Origin of the sequence: Longimicrobium sp. (assembly GCF_048594345.1) — a bacterium.
Lineage (GTDB): Bacteria > Gemmatimonadota > Gemmatimonadetes > Longimicrobiales > Longimicrobiaceae > Longimicrobium.
In genome coordinates this window covers 169,210-185,093 of sequence record NZ_JBMDXM010000109.1, presented here as the reverse complement: position 1 = coordinate 185,093, position 15,884 = coordinate 169,210, and the positions used below count along the sequence as shown (strand labels likewise).

Below are 15,884 nucleotides of genomic sequence, written 5' to 3'. Positions count from 1 at the left end.
CACATGCCGGCGGGCGGGGGCCGCGATTGCGCGGACGGTTCCGAGCCTTCATCCGCCTCTGGAGACCCGCTCAATGGGCCACGGCCGCATTCGCCTGACACCGCCGCATCAGCCATCGTGACTTCTTGGACCGGACTCAACTCCGTTAACTCCGTTGACTCCGTGTGAGACCCATTCTTTTGCGGTTCACGCAGAGCCCGCGGCCTTCTTCGTCCCGGGCGCCACCGGCAGCGGGCAGGGGGGAATCTTGGGGATGGTGCCCTGCACCGGCGGCTCGGGAAAGTACTGGATGGTGACCTGCACGTCCTCCGCCGCCTTCGTGCCAAACAACAGCTGCACCAGCCGCAGCGCCTCGTCCACGCCCGACGAAATGCCCCCGCCCGTCAGCCGGATTCCGCGCGCGCCAGGGCGCGGCTTCGCCGGATCCAGCACGTAGCGCGGAAACACGTCGTCCTTGGGCTGCACCACCTTGACCTTTGGGTACGCCTCCAGGCATCGGTAGAAGGCCCAGTGCGTCGTCGCCCGGTATCCGTCCAGAAGGCCCGCCGCGGCCAGCAGCAGCGCGCCCTCGCAGACGGAGCATACCACGCGCGCATTGCGGCTCCACTTCTTCAGGTACTCGATATACACCCCGGCCTGGATCACCGGGTTCAGCGAATCGGCGATCCCGCCGGGCACCCACAGCACGTCCAGCTGGTCCATCTCGTGGAACGCGCGCTGCGGAAACAGGGTCACGCCAAAGCGGCTGGTGACGGGCGCGTTCGACTCGGCAAGCAGGTACACCTGCAGGTCGACCGTGTGCTTCAGCGTTTCCGCGGCGTTGCCGAACACCTCGGACGGGCCCGTTACGTCCAGCAGGTCCATCCCCGCGTACATGGGGATGCCGATTACCACCGTTTCACGCGCCATGGCCGCCGTCCGGGGAAGAAGATGAAGGATCAGGCCGTCTCCACCGGCGGCCACGGGATCAAACGTGCGCCGGCTCCGCGGCGCTCGCGTGGCGGCGCCGCCAGAACTCGCGCTCAGGCCAGCGCGCCTCGTCCGCGTAGTAGCGGGCGCGCGTGCGCAGAAATCCGTCGAACTCCCGCTGGACAAAGGCGCGGTAGCGGTGCATCCCCGCGTCGTCCCCCTTCGCCAGCAGGTCGCCGGCGGCGTACGCGGCGTAGATGCCGGAGCGCAGCGCCTTGAGGATGCCCTGCGACGAGAGCGGATCGAAGGTGGACGCCGCGTCGCCCACGGCGATCCAGTCGGGCCCCGCCGCGGCGTCCAGCCATCCCGAGCGCGCCGCGCGGACGACGGGCTCGCCGTCCTGCACCGCGTCCGCCAGCGATGCGCTTACCCGCGGGGCGGACGCCGCCAGCAGCGCGTGCCAGGCCGCCTCCTCGTCCAGCCGCAGGCCGCGGGCGATGTCGGTGTCGGTCATGCACGCCACCACGCGGCGGCCGTCGGGGAGCGGCGCCGTGTACCACCAGCCGTCGGCGAACGCCTCCACCAGGGTGTGCGGCGTGCCCCCGCCCGCCGGCTGGCGAAAGAAGCGGACGAACCCCGCCAGCCGGTCGTGCACCACCAGCCGTCCGCCCCCGCGGCGGCGGACCAGCGCCGCGCCCGCACCGGTGGCGTCGATCAGAAAGCGCGCGCGCAGCTCCCGCCCGTCGGAAAGCGACAGCCGCCAGCCGTCCGCCGCGCGCTCCGCGTCCAGCACCCGCGTTTCGCGCACCACCTGGACGCCGCGGGCGTGCGCCTGGTCCGCCAGCATACCGTCAAAGGCGCCGCGGTCCAGGTGCCAGCCCACCTGGCGCACGTGGTACAGAAAGTCGTTCTCGTACGGCACCGGCGTGCCCCACGCCGCCGCCGTGCCGTACGCGGGGTGGTGGGCCTGCGCCGCGAACGCCTCCCACACGCCCAGGTGGCGGAGCACGTCGGCCGCGGGCGGGGGAAGCGTCTCGCCTACACGCTCGCCCCCGTACGCGGACGCCTCCACCAGCGCGACCGACAGCCCGGGGGCGTGGGCGCGCAGCGCGAGCGCCGCCGCACACCCCCCGGGCCCGCCGCCCGCGACCACTACGTCGCGCGCCGCGTCCGTCATGCCGCGGGCTTGGCCTTCCTGGCCGGCTTTTCCGGCCGGTCCGCCTTGACGGCGTACCACGACGCCACCACGCCCGCCGGCGCCGTGCCCCCGCTGCCGTCCGGGTGCGGGATGGTGCGGACGATGGATCCCACCAGCGCCACCTGCTGCTGCTTGTTGGTGCTGTTGGGCCACACCGGCACCAGCCAGCCGATGTAGTCGTAGATCCACTCCGCCCCGCTCACCTTGCCCTTGCCCTGAAAGCGCGCCTGGCCGGGGTTGCCGGAGTTCATGGAGCCGTGCAGGTCCAGCGACCAGCCGTCGCCGCCGATGGTGCCGGCCAGCTCCTCCGGCACCGCGCCCTCGCGGATGACGATGGTGCCGTAGCCAAAGAACAGGTTGGCCCAGGCCGTGGGGTCCGTGGACGGGTCGGCCGCCAGCACCGGGTCGTTCAGCAGGCTGCGGTAGGTCCAGGTGCCCACGAACGGGTTCGCGTTGCTCATTATTCCTCCTTCTTGAGTAGGGGTGGATTGCCCTCGACGCTGATGTACGGCGGCGGGTTGGGGGGCGGCGAGACGTTGGTGCTCATGTCGTCCGAGCCGAGCCACGGGTTCTTGCGGACGAAGCCCAGCCGCCACCAGTCCGTGACCATCTTGAAGTCGCCCTCCTTGGTCTGCGGGATGCCCAGCGCCCACACCTGCCAGGCGTAGTTCGACGGCTTTTCGCCCGGCGTGCCCACGGGGACGAACACCTGCATGGGACGGTGCCCCGGCCACCAGAGCGACTCCCACTGGCGCTGGCTTCGCTCCATCCCCGAGTCGCCGTCGCTGGCGGGGTACACCAGGTTCCAGTCCAGGTAGGTGACGTCGGTGACGTTGGTGGAGCACTCGTTGAAGTCCGCCTGCCACGGGAGCGCCATGTACTTGGTCAGGTCTCCCGGCTGCAGCCCCACGTCGAAGTTGTTCTTGAGGCTGAGCGACTTGCTGATGTACGCGCCGTACTCCGGCTCGCTGGTGCGGCCGCCGAAGCCGTCGCCGGAGTTGGCGTTGGCCTGCGCCGCCGTCTGCTGAAAGGCGTAGAACGCCGGGTCGGCCTTGATGCGGCCCAGGTCGAAGTAGATGGAGGGGTTGCGCATCACCCACCCCAGCTCGCACCCCGGGCAGAACGCGCCGCCGGCCACCTGGCTGATGACGCCGCGGTCCAGCTGGGTGCCCGTGGCGTTAACCCAGCCCTTGTACGGGTCCCACGGGTCCGGGCACCCCCACCCCTCGACCTTCTCGTTGTAGAAGCGCCCCTCCATCCACTGCCGCAGCAGGTACAGCTGTGTGTCGGTAAGCCGCAGGAACTTGGACGGCAGGGTGTTGCTGAGCGGGTTGTCGCCGTTCAGCAGCGGCATCAGGGGCAGGTTGTGCGTGCGCCCGTCGGGCTTGCCGCCGGCGAAGAAGCGGTTTTCCTCGCCCGACTGCCGCAGCAGGTCGTACAGGAACTGGCGGTAGGCCCGGTACTCGTCGATGGTGTGCAGGGCGATGGCCCCCTTGCGGGCGTCCTCCAGCAGCCGCCCGGAGTGCAGCTTGCGCAGGTGGTCCTGCAGCGCCTTGCGCAGCCGCGTCTGCATCCGCGACAGCACCTGGCCCACGCGGCCGGTCTTGTGCCCCCCCGCGGGCGCCGCGCTCTCCGCGCGCAGCGACGGCGCGCCCGGGGCGTTGGGGCCGGGAAGGGCGTCCACCAGGGCGGCGGTGCGGCGCTCCAGTTCGTCCCGGGCCTGCGCCAGCTCCGGCCGCGGGCCGGCCTGGCGCAGCGCGTACAGGAAGCCGTCCACCCCGCCCGGGTCCGACGGGCTGGTGGGGTGCGTCCCCGGCGAGGCCAGGGCGTCCCCGCCCACCGCCTTGGGCCCTGGCTGCGCCGCCGTCCCCGCCCCGGCCAGCGCGTCGGGCGCCGTCTCCGGGTCCGGCCGCGCGGTGCCGCCCTCGGCCGCGGCGCCTTCGAGCGAGGCCACGTACGCCGCCACGCTGGCCCGCACGGCCTCCGCCGCCGGGCCGGTGAGCAGGCCCTCGATCTGCGCGCGCAGCGCCCGGTCGGCGCCGGTGCCCAGCCCCGCCAGCTCCATCTGCGCCTGCTTTTCGATCACCCCCAGCGCGGGGCGCAGCGTTTCCATGAACAGGTCGCCCGTGCGCAGCCGCTCCACGAAGCGCGCCTCTTCCTCGCGCACGCCATCCCAGTTGACGATGGGCGGCATCCCCAGCTTGTCGGGGTCGAAGGTGCCGCGCGTGGACTGGTTGTGGGGGTAGTTGGACTGCCCCAGGATGTCGCTCAGGTAGCTGAACTGGTCCGGGCGAAAGAGGATCGGCCAGATGTCGCGGAAGAACCAGGGCTTGTACTCCGGGTTCCACTGCAGCCGGCCCGCGCGCCACATCTGCAGCGCCGCCTGGTCCTGCGGGTCGATGCGCTGCGGGTCGCCAAAGGTGCCGGACTGTCCGTAGATGTCCGTGCGCGCGGCGAACTGGCGGATGTTCAGGTCCTGGATCAGGTCGTCCATGGTGACCATGTCCAGGATCTCCGGCACGTAGCCGGGATACCCCGCCACCACCCACGCCGGGTACTCCACGTCCACGTAGCGCAGCTTGCCCTCGGCCTCGGGCGACTTCATCACCAGCCGCGCCATCACCGGCCCGTCGCTGGTGTCGTCGAACCAGCCGTCGTTGTTGGCGTAGTGGTCGATGCGCGGCTGGCCGAACTTGCCGTAGTTGAAGGTGCCGGCGTTGCCGTGGCCGCCCAGCACCAGCAGCCGCCCCTGGTCGTCCGTCCGCAGCTCGCCCAGCGTGTCGATGGGGTTGGGCTGCAGCTTGGGGGGAAAGGTGGTGGCGTACAGCGGGCCGGCGTCGCGGTTGAACTCGGCCCGGCGGGCGTTGCGGCGGTTCACCGTGCGCGGGCCGGGGTCGATGTTCAGGTGCCGGCGCGCCTGCTTGTCCTTGACGTCGGGGTTGCGCCGGGGGTGGCCGGGGGCGTAGCCGTGCTCGCCCTCCAGCTGCTTGAAGGCGTACCACGACGGCTTCTTGTTGGCCAGCCACACGCGCCACTCGATGTCGACCAGCAGCCCCTGGTTGCCGCCGCCGCCCACCTCGTCCTTACCGATGTGCAGGGGGCGGCCCTCGGGGGTCTCGTCGTCGTACACGTACACCTGGAAGCGGGCGGCCTGGCGCTTTACGCGGCCCTGCGCGTCCTTGAAGGTCTCGATGGGCAGCTCCCCGCCGTCGGGCCCCAGCACGGGGTTGCCGGCGGCGTCGCAGTCGATGGGGAGCGCCCCGGGCGCCTCGGGCGAGAGGTAGAACTCGTCCGGGCTGTTCCCCAGCCGCGCAACGCCGATGGCGGGGTGGATGCGGTAGATAGGAGGCATGGTCGGAGAGTGCGAAAGTTCAAGAAGTGCGTGAGTGCGTCAGTGCGTGAGTGCGTGAGTGCGTCGTTTCCTCCAGCCGTGAGCGCGGGAGCCCGGGTCCTCGAGTGCGATGCCGTTCACTTCCGCACTCCCGCACTTCCCCTCAGTCCAGGAAGTTCAGCGACACGCCCTCGAGCCGCAGCACCTCGGGGTCTTCGCAGTAGTCGGCGCCGATCACCACCAGCGTGATCTGCAGCTCCTTGCCCTTCTCCAGCAGCCGGCGGGCGGTGGTGGTCACGTTCACCCGGTGGTTGCGCGGCGAGTTGTGGCTGCGCGGCCGCAGGTCGTACGCGCGCCGCTCCGGCACCGCGCAGTGCCCCGGCCCGCCGATGCACTCCCCGTGGCCAAAGATGGCCAGGTACCCCGCGTAGTTGGGGTGGTCCACCGGCGTGTGCGCGTCGGCGTCGGGAAGGTTCAGGAACACGCGGATGAAGCACGAGCGGTCCAGCTGCGGCACGTTGTGCAGCCGCACCTCGGCCGTGCGGAAGCCCGCGCGCGCCGGCTTGGGCACCGCGACGGGGCGCGAGACGAAGCGGCCCACCGGCGCCTCCAGCCCCACCGGGATCATGCAGGTGCTGCGGACGTACTCGTAGCCGAAGCGGCTGATCTCCAGCGTGTCGCGCACCGTGTAGCTCCACGGCGTGAGCACCGAGTCCAGGTCCACGGGGTTGGCGCCCGGGTTGCGCAGCTGCCACTCCCACCACAGCCGGTCGATGTTGACGTGGATCGGCCAGAACACGGGGTCGAACGAGGCGGTAAGGTTGCTGAGCATGTCGCCGCTGGGCTGCTGCTCGTAGTACATGTCGTCGCGGGTGTGAAAGCGCCGGTCGCGGGCGCGCACGGCCCGGTTGCGCATGGTCCCCGCCGCGTTCCCCGCCGCCGCCAGCTCCGCCGGGGTGGCCGTCTCGGACGCGTAGCCGGAGGGCGTGGCGGGCGGCTGCACGTAGTCCGGGTTCAGGCCGCCCGTCCAGATGTGCATGGTGTTGTGGGGGTTCTGGTCCAGGAACCCGAACGACACGTCGTACTGCGGCCCGCCGCCAAAGTCGCGGAAGGTGGTGAGCGACAGGATCTCGCGCAGGTCCTCGGGCTTGGGGTAGTGGTAGCCCACGAACTGGTTGATGCTCTTGCCGTTGTACTCCCCCGGCCAGCGCAGCGGGTACCAGAGCGAGTTGGTGCCCAGCAGCGCGTCGATGAAGCGCTTGCGGTACTCCCGCTGGGTGTACTTGACGGGGACGTTGTACGGCTTGGCCGTCATCGCCGCGAAGAACTTGGAGATCGACGTGTAGCGCTGGCCCACCATCCGCCCCACCGTGGCCGCCACGTCGGCCGGCAGGTGGGGGACGGCCTCCGTGGCCAGCCAGGCCACCGCCGCGTCCGTCAAAAAGCACTGGAAGGAGCGAGGGATGATGTCGCCCTTCTCCGGGCACTCCGGGCGGTACTGGGGCATGGTGAAGTCCCAGTACGGCAGCGAGACGCCGGGCGCCACGTCCTGCAGCACCTGCTCCATCTCGTACAGGTACACGCGGTGCCAGGGGAGGAAGCGCTCCCATCCGTGCTGGCAGTGGTCCTGGTGGATGAGCGCCATGTTGTTGTAGCTGCGCCGGTCCGCGGGCCACTTGTTGAGCGCGTACAGCTCGCGGAAGGCGGCGCGCAGCTCCTCGATCTGCGTGTCGTTCATGCAGTCCAGGTTCATCCGCTGGCGCACCTCGCCGGGGCGGCGGACGGAAGCCGCGCCGTCCGACACGGGGCCGAAGATGCGCACCACCGCCGGCTCCACCGGCTGCTCGCCCAGCCGCACCGTCCCCGCGGCGCCGGAGCGCAGCGGCTCGGCGGGAAGCGAGGTCTCGTGGTCGCCGGGAAGCCCGTCGTCGATCCAGTCGCTGATGAACTGCACGTCGTCCTCGGCCACCGCCGTCCCGCCCCAGGGCAGGCGGGGAAAGACGGAGCCGTCGTACGGCGCCTGCCCGCGCAGCCCCTTTACCAGCCCCGAGGCGGCGCCGCGCCCCGGGTAGCGGGGAAAGCGGGCGCCGGACTCCTGCCCGCCGGGGCGCTCGGCCGTCGTCGCGCAGCCACAGCCGCAGCCGGCGGCGGCGGGGGCGGAGGCCGCCGTTTCCTCGACGGCGGGGGCGACCATCCGTACGCCGTAGACCTCCAGCGTAAGCAGCTCGTCGCGGGTGACCCGCCAGGGGCGGCCGATGCCGCCGTAGCTGGCGGTGCTGTCGCCGGCCGCCGCGTCCAGGATCTGCCGGATGCGGTCCCAGCGGGTGAGCGTCTTCTGGGGCATGGGTGCGTGTCTCCCTCGTTTCAGTGCGAGCCGTGGCCGTGCGCGGCGGCCCCGGAGCTCGTGTTGGGCCGCGGGTGGGGACGCGGCATCTCCCTCACCACCTCCACCGTCTCCATCATCCCCAGGTCCTCGTGGTCCAGGATGTGGCAGTGGATCACGAAGCTTCCCGTGTAGTCCAGGTACTGGGTGTACACGTTCACCGTCTCCCCCGCGGGGATGAACTGCGTGTCCTTCCACACCATCTGCGGCTGGCCGTTGGGGCCGCTTCGGAACACCTGAAAGGGGTTGATGTGGATGTGGAACACGTGCGGCAGCGGCGGCACCCCGTTGCCGTTCTGCACCGCCGCCGGATCGCCCACGGTGGTGAGCGACCACATGTCGATGCTGTCCAGCTCCAGGTAGCGGGTGCGCGTCTCGTTGAACGCCGCGTAGTTGATCTGGAACGAGTTGCGGGGGTCCGTGGGCATGAGCCCGCTGCCCAGCTTGAAGACGGCTTCCTGCACGCCGGTGGCGGTGGCGGCCAGGTTCACCCCCGGGAACGGGTCCAGGGCGGCCATCTCGGCCTGGGTGGGAAGCCGCATGTCCATCCGCGGCACGTCGTCGACGATGACGATGGCGAGGACGTTGGGGTCCTCGGCCACCCCCTTGAGCGACTGGGCCACGCCGGCGCTGTCGTCCAGCAGGCGGTAGGTGCCGGGCCTGCCCGCCTGCACCAGCACGTCGCTGCGGTAGCCGGGGTAGAGCAGGATCTCTTCGCCGTCCGGCCAGGTGTCGATGCGGCCGGTGTAGATGCCGTCGGTGGCGATCTCGTGCAGGGCGTGGCCTTCCAGGCGGATGGCCATGGTCTCGCGGAACGAGCCGTCCACCATGCGCCAGCGCTGCACCTCACCCGGGGCCATGTGGATCACGGGGACGATCTGCCCGTTGATGGTCACGTGGCGGTTGCTTCCCTGCCAGGTGCAGCTGGTGCCGCCGGTGACGCACGCCTGGTTCCTGCCGCTGCCGGGATCGGGAAAGAAGGCCTGGATGTTCTCGGATTTGCCGGCCGTGTCGTACAGGATGGTCTGGATCACCATCACCTTTTCGCGCGCGTTGGCGGCGCGCAGGGCGGCGGGGATGCGCGCCGGGTCGTCGTCCACCACCAGCGCGCCGGCCATGGCGCTTCCCACCTGGATGGCGGTGGAACCGTGGGTGTGCGCGTGGTACCAGTAGGTGCCCCGGGTGTGGTCGGCGGGAAGCGCGATGCGGTACTGAAAGCGCGTCTGGGGCGAGATGGCCAGCAGCACGTTGTCGCTGTTGCCGCTGGGCGACACGTGCAGCCCGTGGGTGTGCAGGTTGGTGGTGTTGAACGAGTACGGCCGCATGTCCAGAAAGGCGACGCCGGCCTCCTGCTCGAACTGCGCCTGGATCTCGGCCTCGGTTTCCGCCGGCAGCCGGTTGTCCAGCCACGGCACCATCACGTCGCCGGGCTTTACCCGCAGCGTGGGGCCCACCAGCGCGCCGTTGTAGCTGCGGAGGGTGAGCGGGCAGCCGCCCAGGCTGGTGGTGGCCGGGTCCGTGTACCGCACGACCAGGTTGGTCTGCAGCCGGCCGTTGGCGGCGCGGATCTCGGGCGGGTTCTGGAACGGCTTTTTGCCGTACTTCTCCACGTCGATGGGGTTGTACGCGCAGCCCGGGTTGGACGGCGTGTGCTGCGCCGCCGCGGGTATGGCCAGCAGCGCGGCGCACAGCAGCGCGGCGGGGGAAATCCGGTGTGTTCGCATGGTCGGCGGCGTCAGTCGGTTGCGGGTCGGGGGGCGATCCGGGGGGCGGCGGCCGCGCAGGCGCCGTGGCAGGCGCGCCCGAGGACGGATCTGCGGCGGTGCAGCACGCCCCACAGGGTGGCGGCCAGCAGCGCCGCGAGCCCCGCGTAGAGCAGAGACGGCTGGTCCAGCCGGAACTTGCCCCCGAGGGTCGCGGCGGCGCCGGCCAGGGCGAGCAGAACGGGCCCCGCGCCAGCGCCGCCGGCCGCCAGCGCGCCCACCGTCACCGCCAGCGCGGCCGCCGTGGCCGGGAGCAGCCACGCACCGTACGCCGAGGCGAACCCCGCGCTCCCCGCCACGCCCGCCCAGGCCAGCAGGCACAGCGGGCACTTGGGGAGCGCCGCCAGGGCCAGTGTGCCTGCGCACGTGGACAGCAGGCGCCGCGGACGGATGGATGCGGTGGTCACGGGCGGTGGGGCCGCGGGGTGGACGGTGGCTGTGGGAAGGACGCCGGCAAGCGCGTCCAATGGCGGGAAGCGGTGGTACCCTACCCGGACCGGCTGCATCCGTGCAGGGCGTCCTGCTACCGGATTGCGACACAGCAGTATCGGCGCCACACACCCTTCAAGTCAAGTAAATCAACTTTTATCACGTCGCGCCTTGTACTTTCCGTGATGCCACGCATCGGAAGTTTGCAGGCTTTTGTAACCTTATGTTCCACGATGCAACGTTTTGTAGTTCCAGAATGTTGCACTTCACGGATGCACCGCATCGGTCATCGTCCGGCCGCTCGCCGCAACGACTTGCGATGCGCTTCATGCACGAGCGTGGAGTACGCGGGAAGGAAGGAAAGGAATGGTCTCACACAGAGTCAACAGGGTCAACAGAGTTGGTACGAGGGTGGTCCGCTGGCTCTTTGTGAAGGGTCGTTCTCGGGGGGGATGGGGTCGAGCGTGCGCTGGCGAGGGCGGAGGCCGAGGGCATCACACCGCCCGGCGCGTGACGTGCAATCGCGGTTGGCGACCGGATTGCCGCCGCGGGAATCGCGTGGCGGCTGCTCTCCTCGTACTCCGAGAACGCGATGCCTTCCGAGCGGACAACGGCCTTTGACTGGTCGCGCTACGCCGACGCCACGCTGGCCGGGCTTTCCGTGCTGGTCCCCATCCCGTTCATGGACGACGCCTTCGAGGCGTTCTTTCGCGGGCGCATCCCCGGCGCGGTGGCACGCGCCCGCGGCCGCACGCTCCCGGACGACGTGCGCGCGGTGCTGGCCGAGGGCGACGACCGGGGCGGCTGCGCGACCATCCCCCTTCGCCTTACGCTGGGGCTGCTGAAGCGGCTTTCGCGCAAGATCCTGTACTTTCTCACCATCAAGTCGGCCACGGACCGGCTGAGCCACTACTGGTCCCGCGCGTTCCTCATCGACCACATGATGACGGCCGGGCACCTGGAAAGCGTGGCTTCGGCGCGGGTGGCGCGCCAAGCGATGGACGAGGTGCTCGCGACGGTCGCCGGCCCCCTGCCCCGCGTGGCGGGCCAGGTGATCGCCACCAGCCGCAACGTGTGGCCCGCCCTGCGGCGCGCGCGGCGCGGCGAAGAAGCCGAAGAGGTGCGGCAGGTACGCAGCCAGGTGGAGGGCCGCTGGGGCGAAGCCGAGAAGGACCTTCGCTCCATGGCAGCCCGCTACGATGCCGCCTATGCGCGCCTGGGCGGCGCGGCGAAGGCGGAGTAGCGTCTGGCGGTGGTGTCATTCCGGGATCCCGGGGGCTGGGCCTGGCGCGACCCGACAAAGATCCTTCGGTCGCGCGCAAGCTTCTGTGGTCATGAAGGTTGCGGGTGTGCGCTCCCTCAGGATGAGAGTGGTCGTTCGGACACAGTTTCTCCGAGTCTCCGAGTTCGGTTCCAGAGATCGGGCTTCGGACCGAAACCGGAGGATACGGCACGAGCGAACTCCGTTGACTCCGTTAACTCCGTGTGAGGCCCATTCAGGTGAGGCATGACGGAGCCGGGATGCACGAAGGGCGCGGAGATCTCTCTCCGCGCCCATCGTGCGAGACCCGCCGGAAATCAGTCCCAGGGCTTGAGGACGACCTTGATGCAGCCGTCTTCCTTGTCCCGGAACGTCTTGTACATGTCCGGACCCTTTTCCAGCGGCACCGTGTGGGTGATGATGAACGAGGGGTCGATCTCGCCCTTCTCGATGCGGGTCAGCAGCTCGTCGTGGTACGCCTGGACGTGCGTCTGCCCCGTCTTGATCGTCAGTCCCTTGTTCATCAGCGCGCCGACCGGAATCTTGTCGGCGACCCCCAGGTACACGCCGGGGATGGAGATCGTCCCCGCGGGGCGGCAGCACATGATGGCCTCGCGCAGCACGTGCACGCGGTCGGTCTCCTGCATCAGCATCGTCTTGACCTTGTCGTAGACGGCGTCGATGCTCCCCGTGCCGTGCGCCTCGGCGCCCACCGCGTCGATGCAGCGGTCCGGGCCGCGGCCCCCCGTCATCTCCATCAGCGCGTCGTAGACCCCGGTCTCCTTGAAGTCGATGGTTTCCGCGCGCCCCGCCGAGCGAGCCATCGCCAGCCGCTCCGGCACCGTGTCGATGGCGATCACCCGCCCGGCGCCCTGCATCCAGCAGCTCTGGATGGTCATCTGCCCCACCGGCCCGCACCCCCACACCGCCACCGTGTCGCCCGGCTGGATCTCGGCGTTGAGCGCCGCCATCCACCCCGTGGGAAAGATGTCGGAGAGAAACAGCACCTTTTCGTCGGGCAGGTCGCTGTCGATGCGCAGCGGGCCCACGTCGGCGTACGGCACGCGAAGGTACTGCGCCTGGCCGCCCGCGTAGCCGCCCGTCAGGTGCGAGTAGCCGAACAGGCCGGCGGTGGTGTGGCCCATCATCTTCTTCGCGACTTCGGCGTCGCGGTTGGTGTTCTCGCACACCGAGTAAAAGTCGTGCTGGCAGAACCAGCAGCTGCCGCACGAGATGGTGAACGGCACCACCACGCGGTCGCCCTTCTTGAGGCGCTTGACCGCGCTTCCCACCTCTTCCACGATCCCCATGGGCTCGTGGCCAATGATGTCGCCCGGCTTCATGAACGGGTTGAAGCCGTCGTACAGGTGCAGGTCGCTGCCGCAGATGGCCGTGCTGGTGATGCGGACGATGGCGTCCGTCGGGTCCACGATCGTCGGATCGGGCACCGTTTCACACTTCATCGACGAGCGCCCGTGCCACGTAAGTGCCTTCATCCTCTTCCTCCCCCTCCCGAGTGATCCGTCCGCCGCCGCTCCCCCTGAAGCGGCGGCCGTGTGATCCAGCCGGACGTTCCGCCCTCAGTCGTGGACGATGCGGCGGCTCAGCTCGCTGGCGCACAGCACGTCCAGCAGCGCCACCCCCGCCACCGCGCCCATGGCGATGGCCACGTTGCCGCGCCGGGGGTTGTCGCCGCTCAGCCCCGGCGCCAGCGTGGCCAGGTCCAGCGCGTCACCCGCCACCCGCCCCCAGACAAACTCCACGGGGCGCCGCCTGGCCAGGATCCCCACGCCCGTGGCGATCTCGCGCACGCCGTACGCCTGGATGAGCGCCGTCTGGTCCTCCATCCCCAGCGTGCGGGCCAGGTGGCGCGGGGCCAGCAGCTCGTACAGCCCCAGCCCGATGCTGAACCAGGCCAGCCCCCTGGCCAGCACCTTTCCGTCGCCGGTGCGGCGCTCCGTGTCCAGGTTCCACCCCGGCGTTTCCGTGGCGCTGCCCACCGAGTCCGCCATCTCGGGCCTGAACGCCCGCGCCCGGGTGTCTTCGAGGGTCGTCGTCATGCGTGTTTTCTCCTCCACCTTCGGTCCCTGTATCCGCCTCCTCGCCCGATTGCGGCGAGCGGGCCGGGGGGTCCTTGCACGCACGATGCCGCGAAGCCCGGCCAACCCACCCCATGCGCGTGCAGTGTAACGGGATGGTTCCGCGCGTGAAGCACGGCGGCCGGCGCGTGGCACGTGATTGGAAGAAGCCGATGTGGGGAACCGACGCAGCCGATCAGCCGGAACAGGAACGGATGACCTCCATCGCGACGATTGGATATGAAGACGCCACGGTGCAGCGCTTTCTGGGCACGCTGCGCGAGGCCGGTGTGGAGCTGCTGGTGGACGTGCGTGCGGTGGCGGGATCGCGGCGCCCCGGCTTCGCCAAGACCAGGCTGTCGGCCAACGTGCGGGAGATCGGCATCGACTACCTGCACCTGCGCGGCCTGGGCACCCCGTCCGACGGCCGCGCCGCCGCCCGCGCCGGCCGCCACGACGAGATGCGCGCGATCTTTCTGGACCACCTGCAGACGGCGGAATCGCAGGCGGAGCTGCACGCGCTGGCGGAACTGGTGCGCGGCGGCAAGCGCGTGTGCCTGCTCTGCCTGGAAGCCGACCCCGCCCACTGCCACCGCAGCATCGTCGCCGAAGCCCTGGGCGAGATCGTCCCCATCACCGTGGACCACCTGCGGCCGTGAGGCGCTTCGACGAATCTCGAGCTGCGTCCGACGGTGGCCCCTCTCCCGGCCTCTCCCCCGCAAAAAGCGCGGGAGAGAGGTGACGCGCACCGAGCGTTCAGCGCGCAGCCGACAGGCCGGACGCGAACACCGTCTACAAGCCGGTACGCGTGGAGGGTCGCGGTGCGGCGGTCTTTGTGGGACAGGTGGATGGTCCGCCGCCTGAAGCGTGGGATACGGAGGAACAGACCAAAGCCGGAGGTACGGAGGAGCTTCCTCCGTATCTCCGGCTTTTCTCTGCTGCTCTGTGCTCCCGCCGTTGTTCTTACGTCCGGCGGAAGCGTGGGCTCGTCGTCAGCAGATGTACTGGCCGCACATCATCTCCACGTACAGGTAGTGCTGGTTGCTGGTGACGGTCCCGCCGCCGGTAACGATCACGCGCACGTAGAACGAGGCGCTCCGCACCGGGACGCTGCGGCTGTAGGTAGCGCTGTTGGTGCCCACGTTGGTCCACGTGCCGGAGCCCTCGGGACGGTACTGCCACTGGTACGTGTACGGCTTTACACCGCCCGTCGCCCTGGCGCTGAACGTGACCGTAGCGGTGGTGGTGGGAGCGATGTACGTGGGCCCGCTCACGCTGGCCACCGGCGGCGAGGCGGGCGGCGGCGGGGGCGCGGCCGACAGGTCATCCAGCCGGCTGTACAGGAGCTGGTTGGGCGTGCCCGGGCTCACGCCCGACAGGCGATTGGGCGTGGCGCGGGCCATGATCACGCTCTGCACCGTGGCCGGCGTGGCCCACGGGTCGCCCTGCAGGTACAGCGCGGCGGCGCCCGCCACATGCGGCGCCGCCATCGACGTGCCGCTGTTGTTGTAGGTGCCCCCGTTGCTCCAGGTGGACACGATGCCCTCGCCCGGCGCGAACAGGTCCACGCAGGTGCCCCAGTTGCTGAACCACGCCTGGTGGTCCAGCGAGTTGCTGGCTCCCACGGTGATGGCGCTGGGCGCGCGGGCCGGCGAGTACTGGCAGGCGTCGTAGTTGTCGTTGCCCGCCGCGACCACCGCCGTGACCCCGGCGGCCACCAGGTTGGCCACCGCGTCGTCCGCGGACTGCATGGTCCAACCGCCCAGCGACAGGTTGGCCACCGCCGGCTTGATGTGGTTGAACCGCACCCAGTCGATGCCGGCGATGATCTGGCTCCAGTTGCCGGTGCCGTTGCACGCCAGCACCCGCACGGCGATCAGGCTGGCCGACTTGGCCACGCCGTAGGTGGTGGACCCCACCGTTCCCGCCACGTGGGTGCCGTGCCCGTTGCAGTCCTGCCCCGTGCCGCCCAGCGCGTCGTACCCCACCGACGCCCGACCGCCGAACTCCGCGTGCGACGTAAGGATCCCCGTGTCCAGCACGTACACGCGCACGCCGGAGCCCGTGGCGGCGTAGGTGTACGCGCTGTTGAGCGGGCGGTCGCGCTGGTCCACGCGGTCCAGCCCCCAGCTGCCCACCTGACTGGCGGTGACCACCTGGTCCTGCTCGATGTACGCCACGTGCGGATTGTGGCGCAGCCCGTTTACCGCCGCGGCGGGGAGCGTGGCCGCGAAGCCCTTGATGGCGTGCTGGTAGGTGTAGTGCAGCGTGCCGCCGGCGGACAGCTGGCGCGCCAGCCCGGGCACGTCGCGCGCGCCGTCCTTGAACACCACGATGTAGCGGTCGGGGATTGCCTGTCCGGCGCGCCCCGCCTGCAGCGCCGCCGGCGCGTCGGCGCGCGCGCGGTCGGGTGCGCTGGGCACGTCGGAGCACGCGGCGACCCCCATGGACGCCAGGAGAGCCGCAAGGCACAACCTGCTGCGCATCAGCATACGTCCAGCCTCCCTGTACTCCGGGTGATTCCGCTTCCCG

Annotated in this window: 12 protein-coding genes; 2 read left to right on the top strand and 10 right to left on the bottom strand. The window is 70.4% G+C overall.

What is annotated here, in order from left to right; genetic code table 11:
• Positions 1–186 precede the first annotated feature (186 nt).
• From ACOJUJ_RS12170 to ACOJUJ_RS12140, 7 genes are all read right to left on the bottom strand, one after another.
• Positions 187–909 (bottom strand): DJ-1/PfpI family protein, encoded by a 723-nt coding sequence (locus tag ACOJUJ_RS12170; protein ID WP_420127149.1) that lies wholly within the window; start codon positions 907–909, stop codon positions 187–189.
• Between the two features lie 58 nt (positions 910–967).
• Positions 968–2,086, bottom strand: coding sequence for an NAD(P)/FAD-dependent oxidoreductase (locus tag ACOJUJ_RS12165; RefSeq protein WP_420127148.1), 1,119 nt, complete (start codon positions 2,084–2,086; stop codon positions 968–970).
• Entirely contained in the window at positions 2,083–2,568 is a 486-nt protein-coding gene (locus ACOJUJ_RS12160; RefSeq protein WP_420127147.1) for a hypothetical protein, read from the bottom strand. The genes ACOJUJ_RS12165 and ACOJUJ_RS12160 overlap by 4 nt, the downstream gene beginning before the upstream one ends.
• Entirely contained in the window at positions 2,568–5,459 is a 2,892-nt protein-coding gene (locus tag ACOJUJ_RS12155; protein WP_420127146.1) for a LodA/GoxA family CTQ-dependent oxidase, read from the bottom strand. Before ACOJUJ_RS12155 ends, ACOJUJ_RS12160 begins: the two co-directional genes overlap by 1 nt.
• A 142-nt stretch (positions 5,460–5,601) precedes the next feature.
• A complete protein-coding gene (locus ACOJUJ_RS12150; protein ID WP_420127145.1) occupies positions 5,602–7,782 on the bottom strand; it encodes a tyrosinase family protein in 2,181 nt (726 codons plus the stop codon).
• Between the two features lie 20 nt (positions 7,783–7,802).
• A complete protein-coding gene (locus ACOJUJ_RS12145; protein WP_420127144.1) occupies positions 7,803–9,545 on the bottom strand; it encodes a multicopper oxidase family protein in 1,743 nt (580 codons plus the stop codon).
• Between the two features lie 11 nt (positions 9,546–9,556).
• Positions 9,557–10,051, bottom strand: coding sequence for a hypothetical protein (locus ACOJUJ_RS12140; RefSeq protein WP_420127143.1), 495 nt, complete (start codon positions 10,049–10,051; stop codon positions 9,557–9,559).
• Between the two features lie 554 nt (positions 10,052–10,605).
• Between ACOJUJ_RS12140 and ACOJUJ_RS12135 the strand changes: the two genes are divergently transcribed.
• A complete protein-coding gene (locus ACOJUJ_RS12135) occupies positions 10,606–11,256 on the top strand; it encodes a hypothetical protein (protein ID WP_420127142.1) in 651 nt (216 codons plus the stop codon).
• A gap of 335 nt (positions 11,257–11,591) precedes the next feature.
• Here the strand turns inward: ACOJUJ_RS12135 and ACOJUJ_RS12130 are convergent, their stop codons facing one another.
• Positions 11,592–12,770, bottom strand: coding sequence for a zinc-dependent alcohol dehydrogenase (locus ACOJUJ_RS12130; RefSeq protein ID WP_420127141.1), 1,179 nt, complete (start codon positions 12,768–12,770; stop codon positions 11,592–11,594).
• A gap of 84 nt (positions 12,771–12,854) precedes the next feature.
• Entirely contained in the window at positions 12,855–13,334 is a 480-nt protein-coding gene (locus tag ACOJUJ_RS12125; protein ID WP_420127140.1) for a hypothetical protein, read from the bottom strand.
• Between the two features lie 233 nt (positions 13,335–13,567).
• On the opposite strand from ACOJUJ_RS12125, the gene ACOJUJ_RS12120 reads away from it, so the two are divergent.
• Positions 13,568–14,011, top strand: a complete 444-nt coding sequence (locus ACOJUJ_RS12120; RefSeq protein ID WP_420127139.1) for a DUF488 family protein — start codon at positions 13,568–13,570, stop codon at positions 14,009–14,011.
• Between the two features lie 333 nt (positions 14,012–14,344).
• On the opposite strand, the gene ACOJUJ_RS12115 is transcribed toward ACOJUJ_RS12120, so the two are convergent.
• Positions 14,345–15,838, bottom strand: coding sequence for a S8 family peptidase (locus tag ACOJUJ_RS12115; RefSeq protein ID WP_420127138.1), 1,494 nt, complete (start codon positions 15,836–15,838; stop codon positions 14,345–14,347).
• Positions 15,839–15,884: the final 46 nt, after the last annotated feature.

Coding starts and splice junctions, on each gene's coding strand:
- ACOJUJ_RS12170 (WP_420127149.1), bottom strand. CDS start 909: ATGGCGCGTGAAACGGTGGTAATCGGCATCCCCATGTACGCGGGGATG.
- ACOJUJ_RS12125 (WP_420127140.1), bottom strand. CDS start 13,334: ATGACGACGACCCTCGAAGACACCCGGGCGCGGGCGTTCAGGCCCGAG.
- ACOJUJ_RS12145 (WP_420127144.1), bottom strand. CDS start 9,545: ATGCGAACACACCGGATTTCCCCCGCCGCGCTGCTGTGCGCCGCGCTG.
- ACOJUJ_RS12135 (WP_420127142.1), top strand. CDS start 10,606: ATGCCTTCCGAGCGGACAACGGCCTTTGACTGGTCGCGCTACGCCGAC.
- ACOJUJ_RS12165 (WP_420127148.1), bottom strand. CDS start 2,086: ATGACGGACGCGGCGCGCGACGTAGTGGTCGCGGGCGGCGGGCCCGGG.
- ACOJUJ_RS12160 (WP_420127147.1), bottom strand. CDS start 2,568: ATGAGCAACGCGAACCCGTTCGTGGGCACCTGGACCTACCGCAGCCTG.
- ACOJUJ_RS12120 (WP_420127139.1), top strand. CDS start 13,568: ATGACCTCCATCGCGACGATTGGATATGAAGACGCCACGGTGCAGCGC.
- ACOJUJ_RS12115 (WP_420127138.1), bottom strand. CDS start 15,838: ATGCGCAGCAGGTTGTGCCTTGCGGCTCTCCTGGCGTCCATGGGGGTC.
- ACOJUJ_RS12155 (WP_420127146.1), bottom strand. CDS start 5,459: ATGCCTCCTATCTACCGCATCCACCCCGCCATCGGCGTTGCGCGGCTG.
- ACOJUJ_RS12150 (WP_420127145.1), bottom strand. CDS start 7,782: ATGCCCCAGAAGACGCTCACCCGCTGGGACCGCATCCGGCAGATCCTG.
- ACOJUJ_RS12130 (WP_420127141.1), bottom strand. CDS start 12,770: ATGAAGGCACTTACGTGGCACGGGCGCTCGTCGATGAAGTGTGAAACG.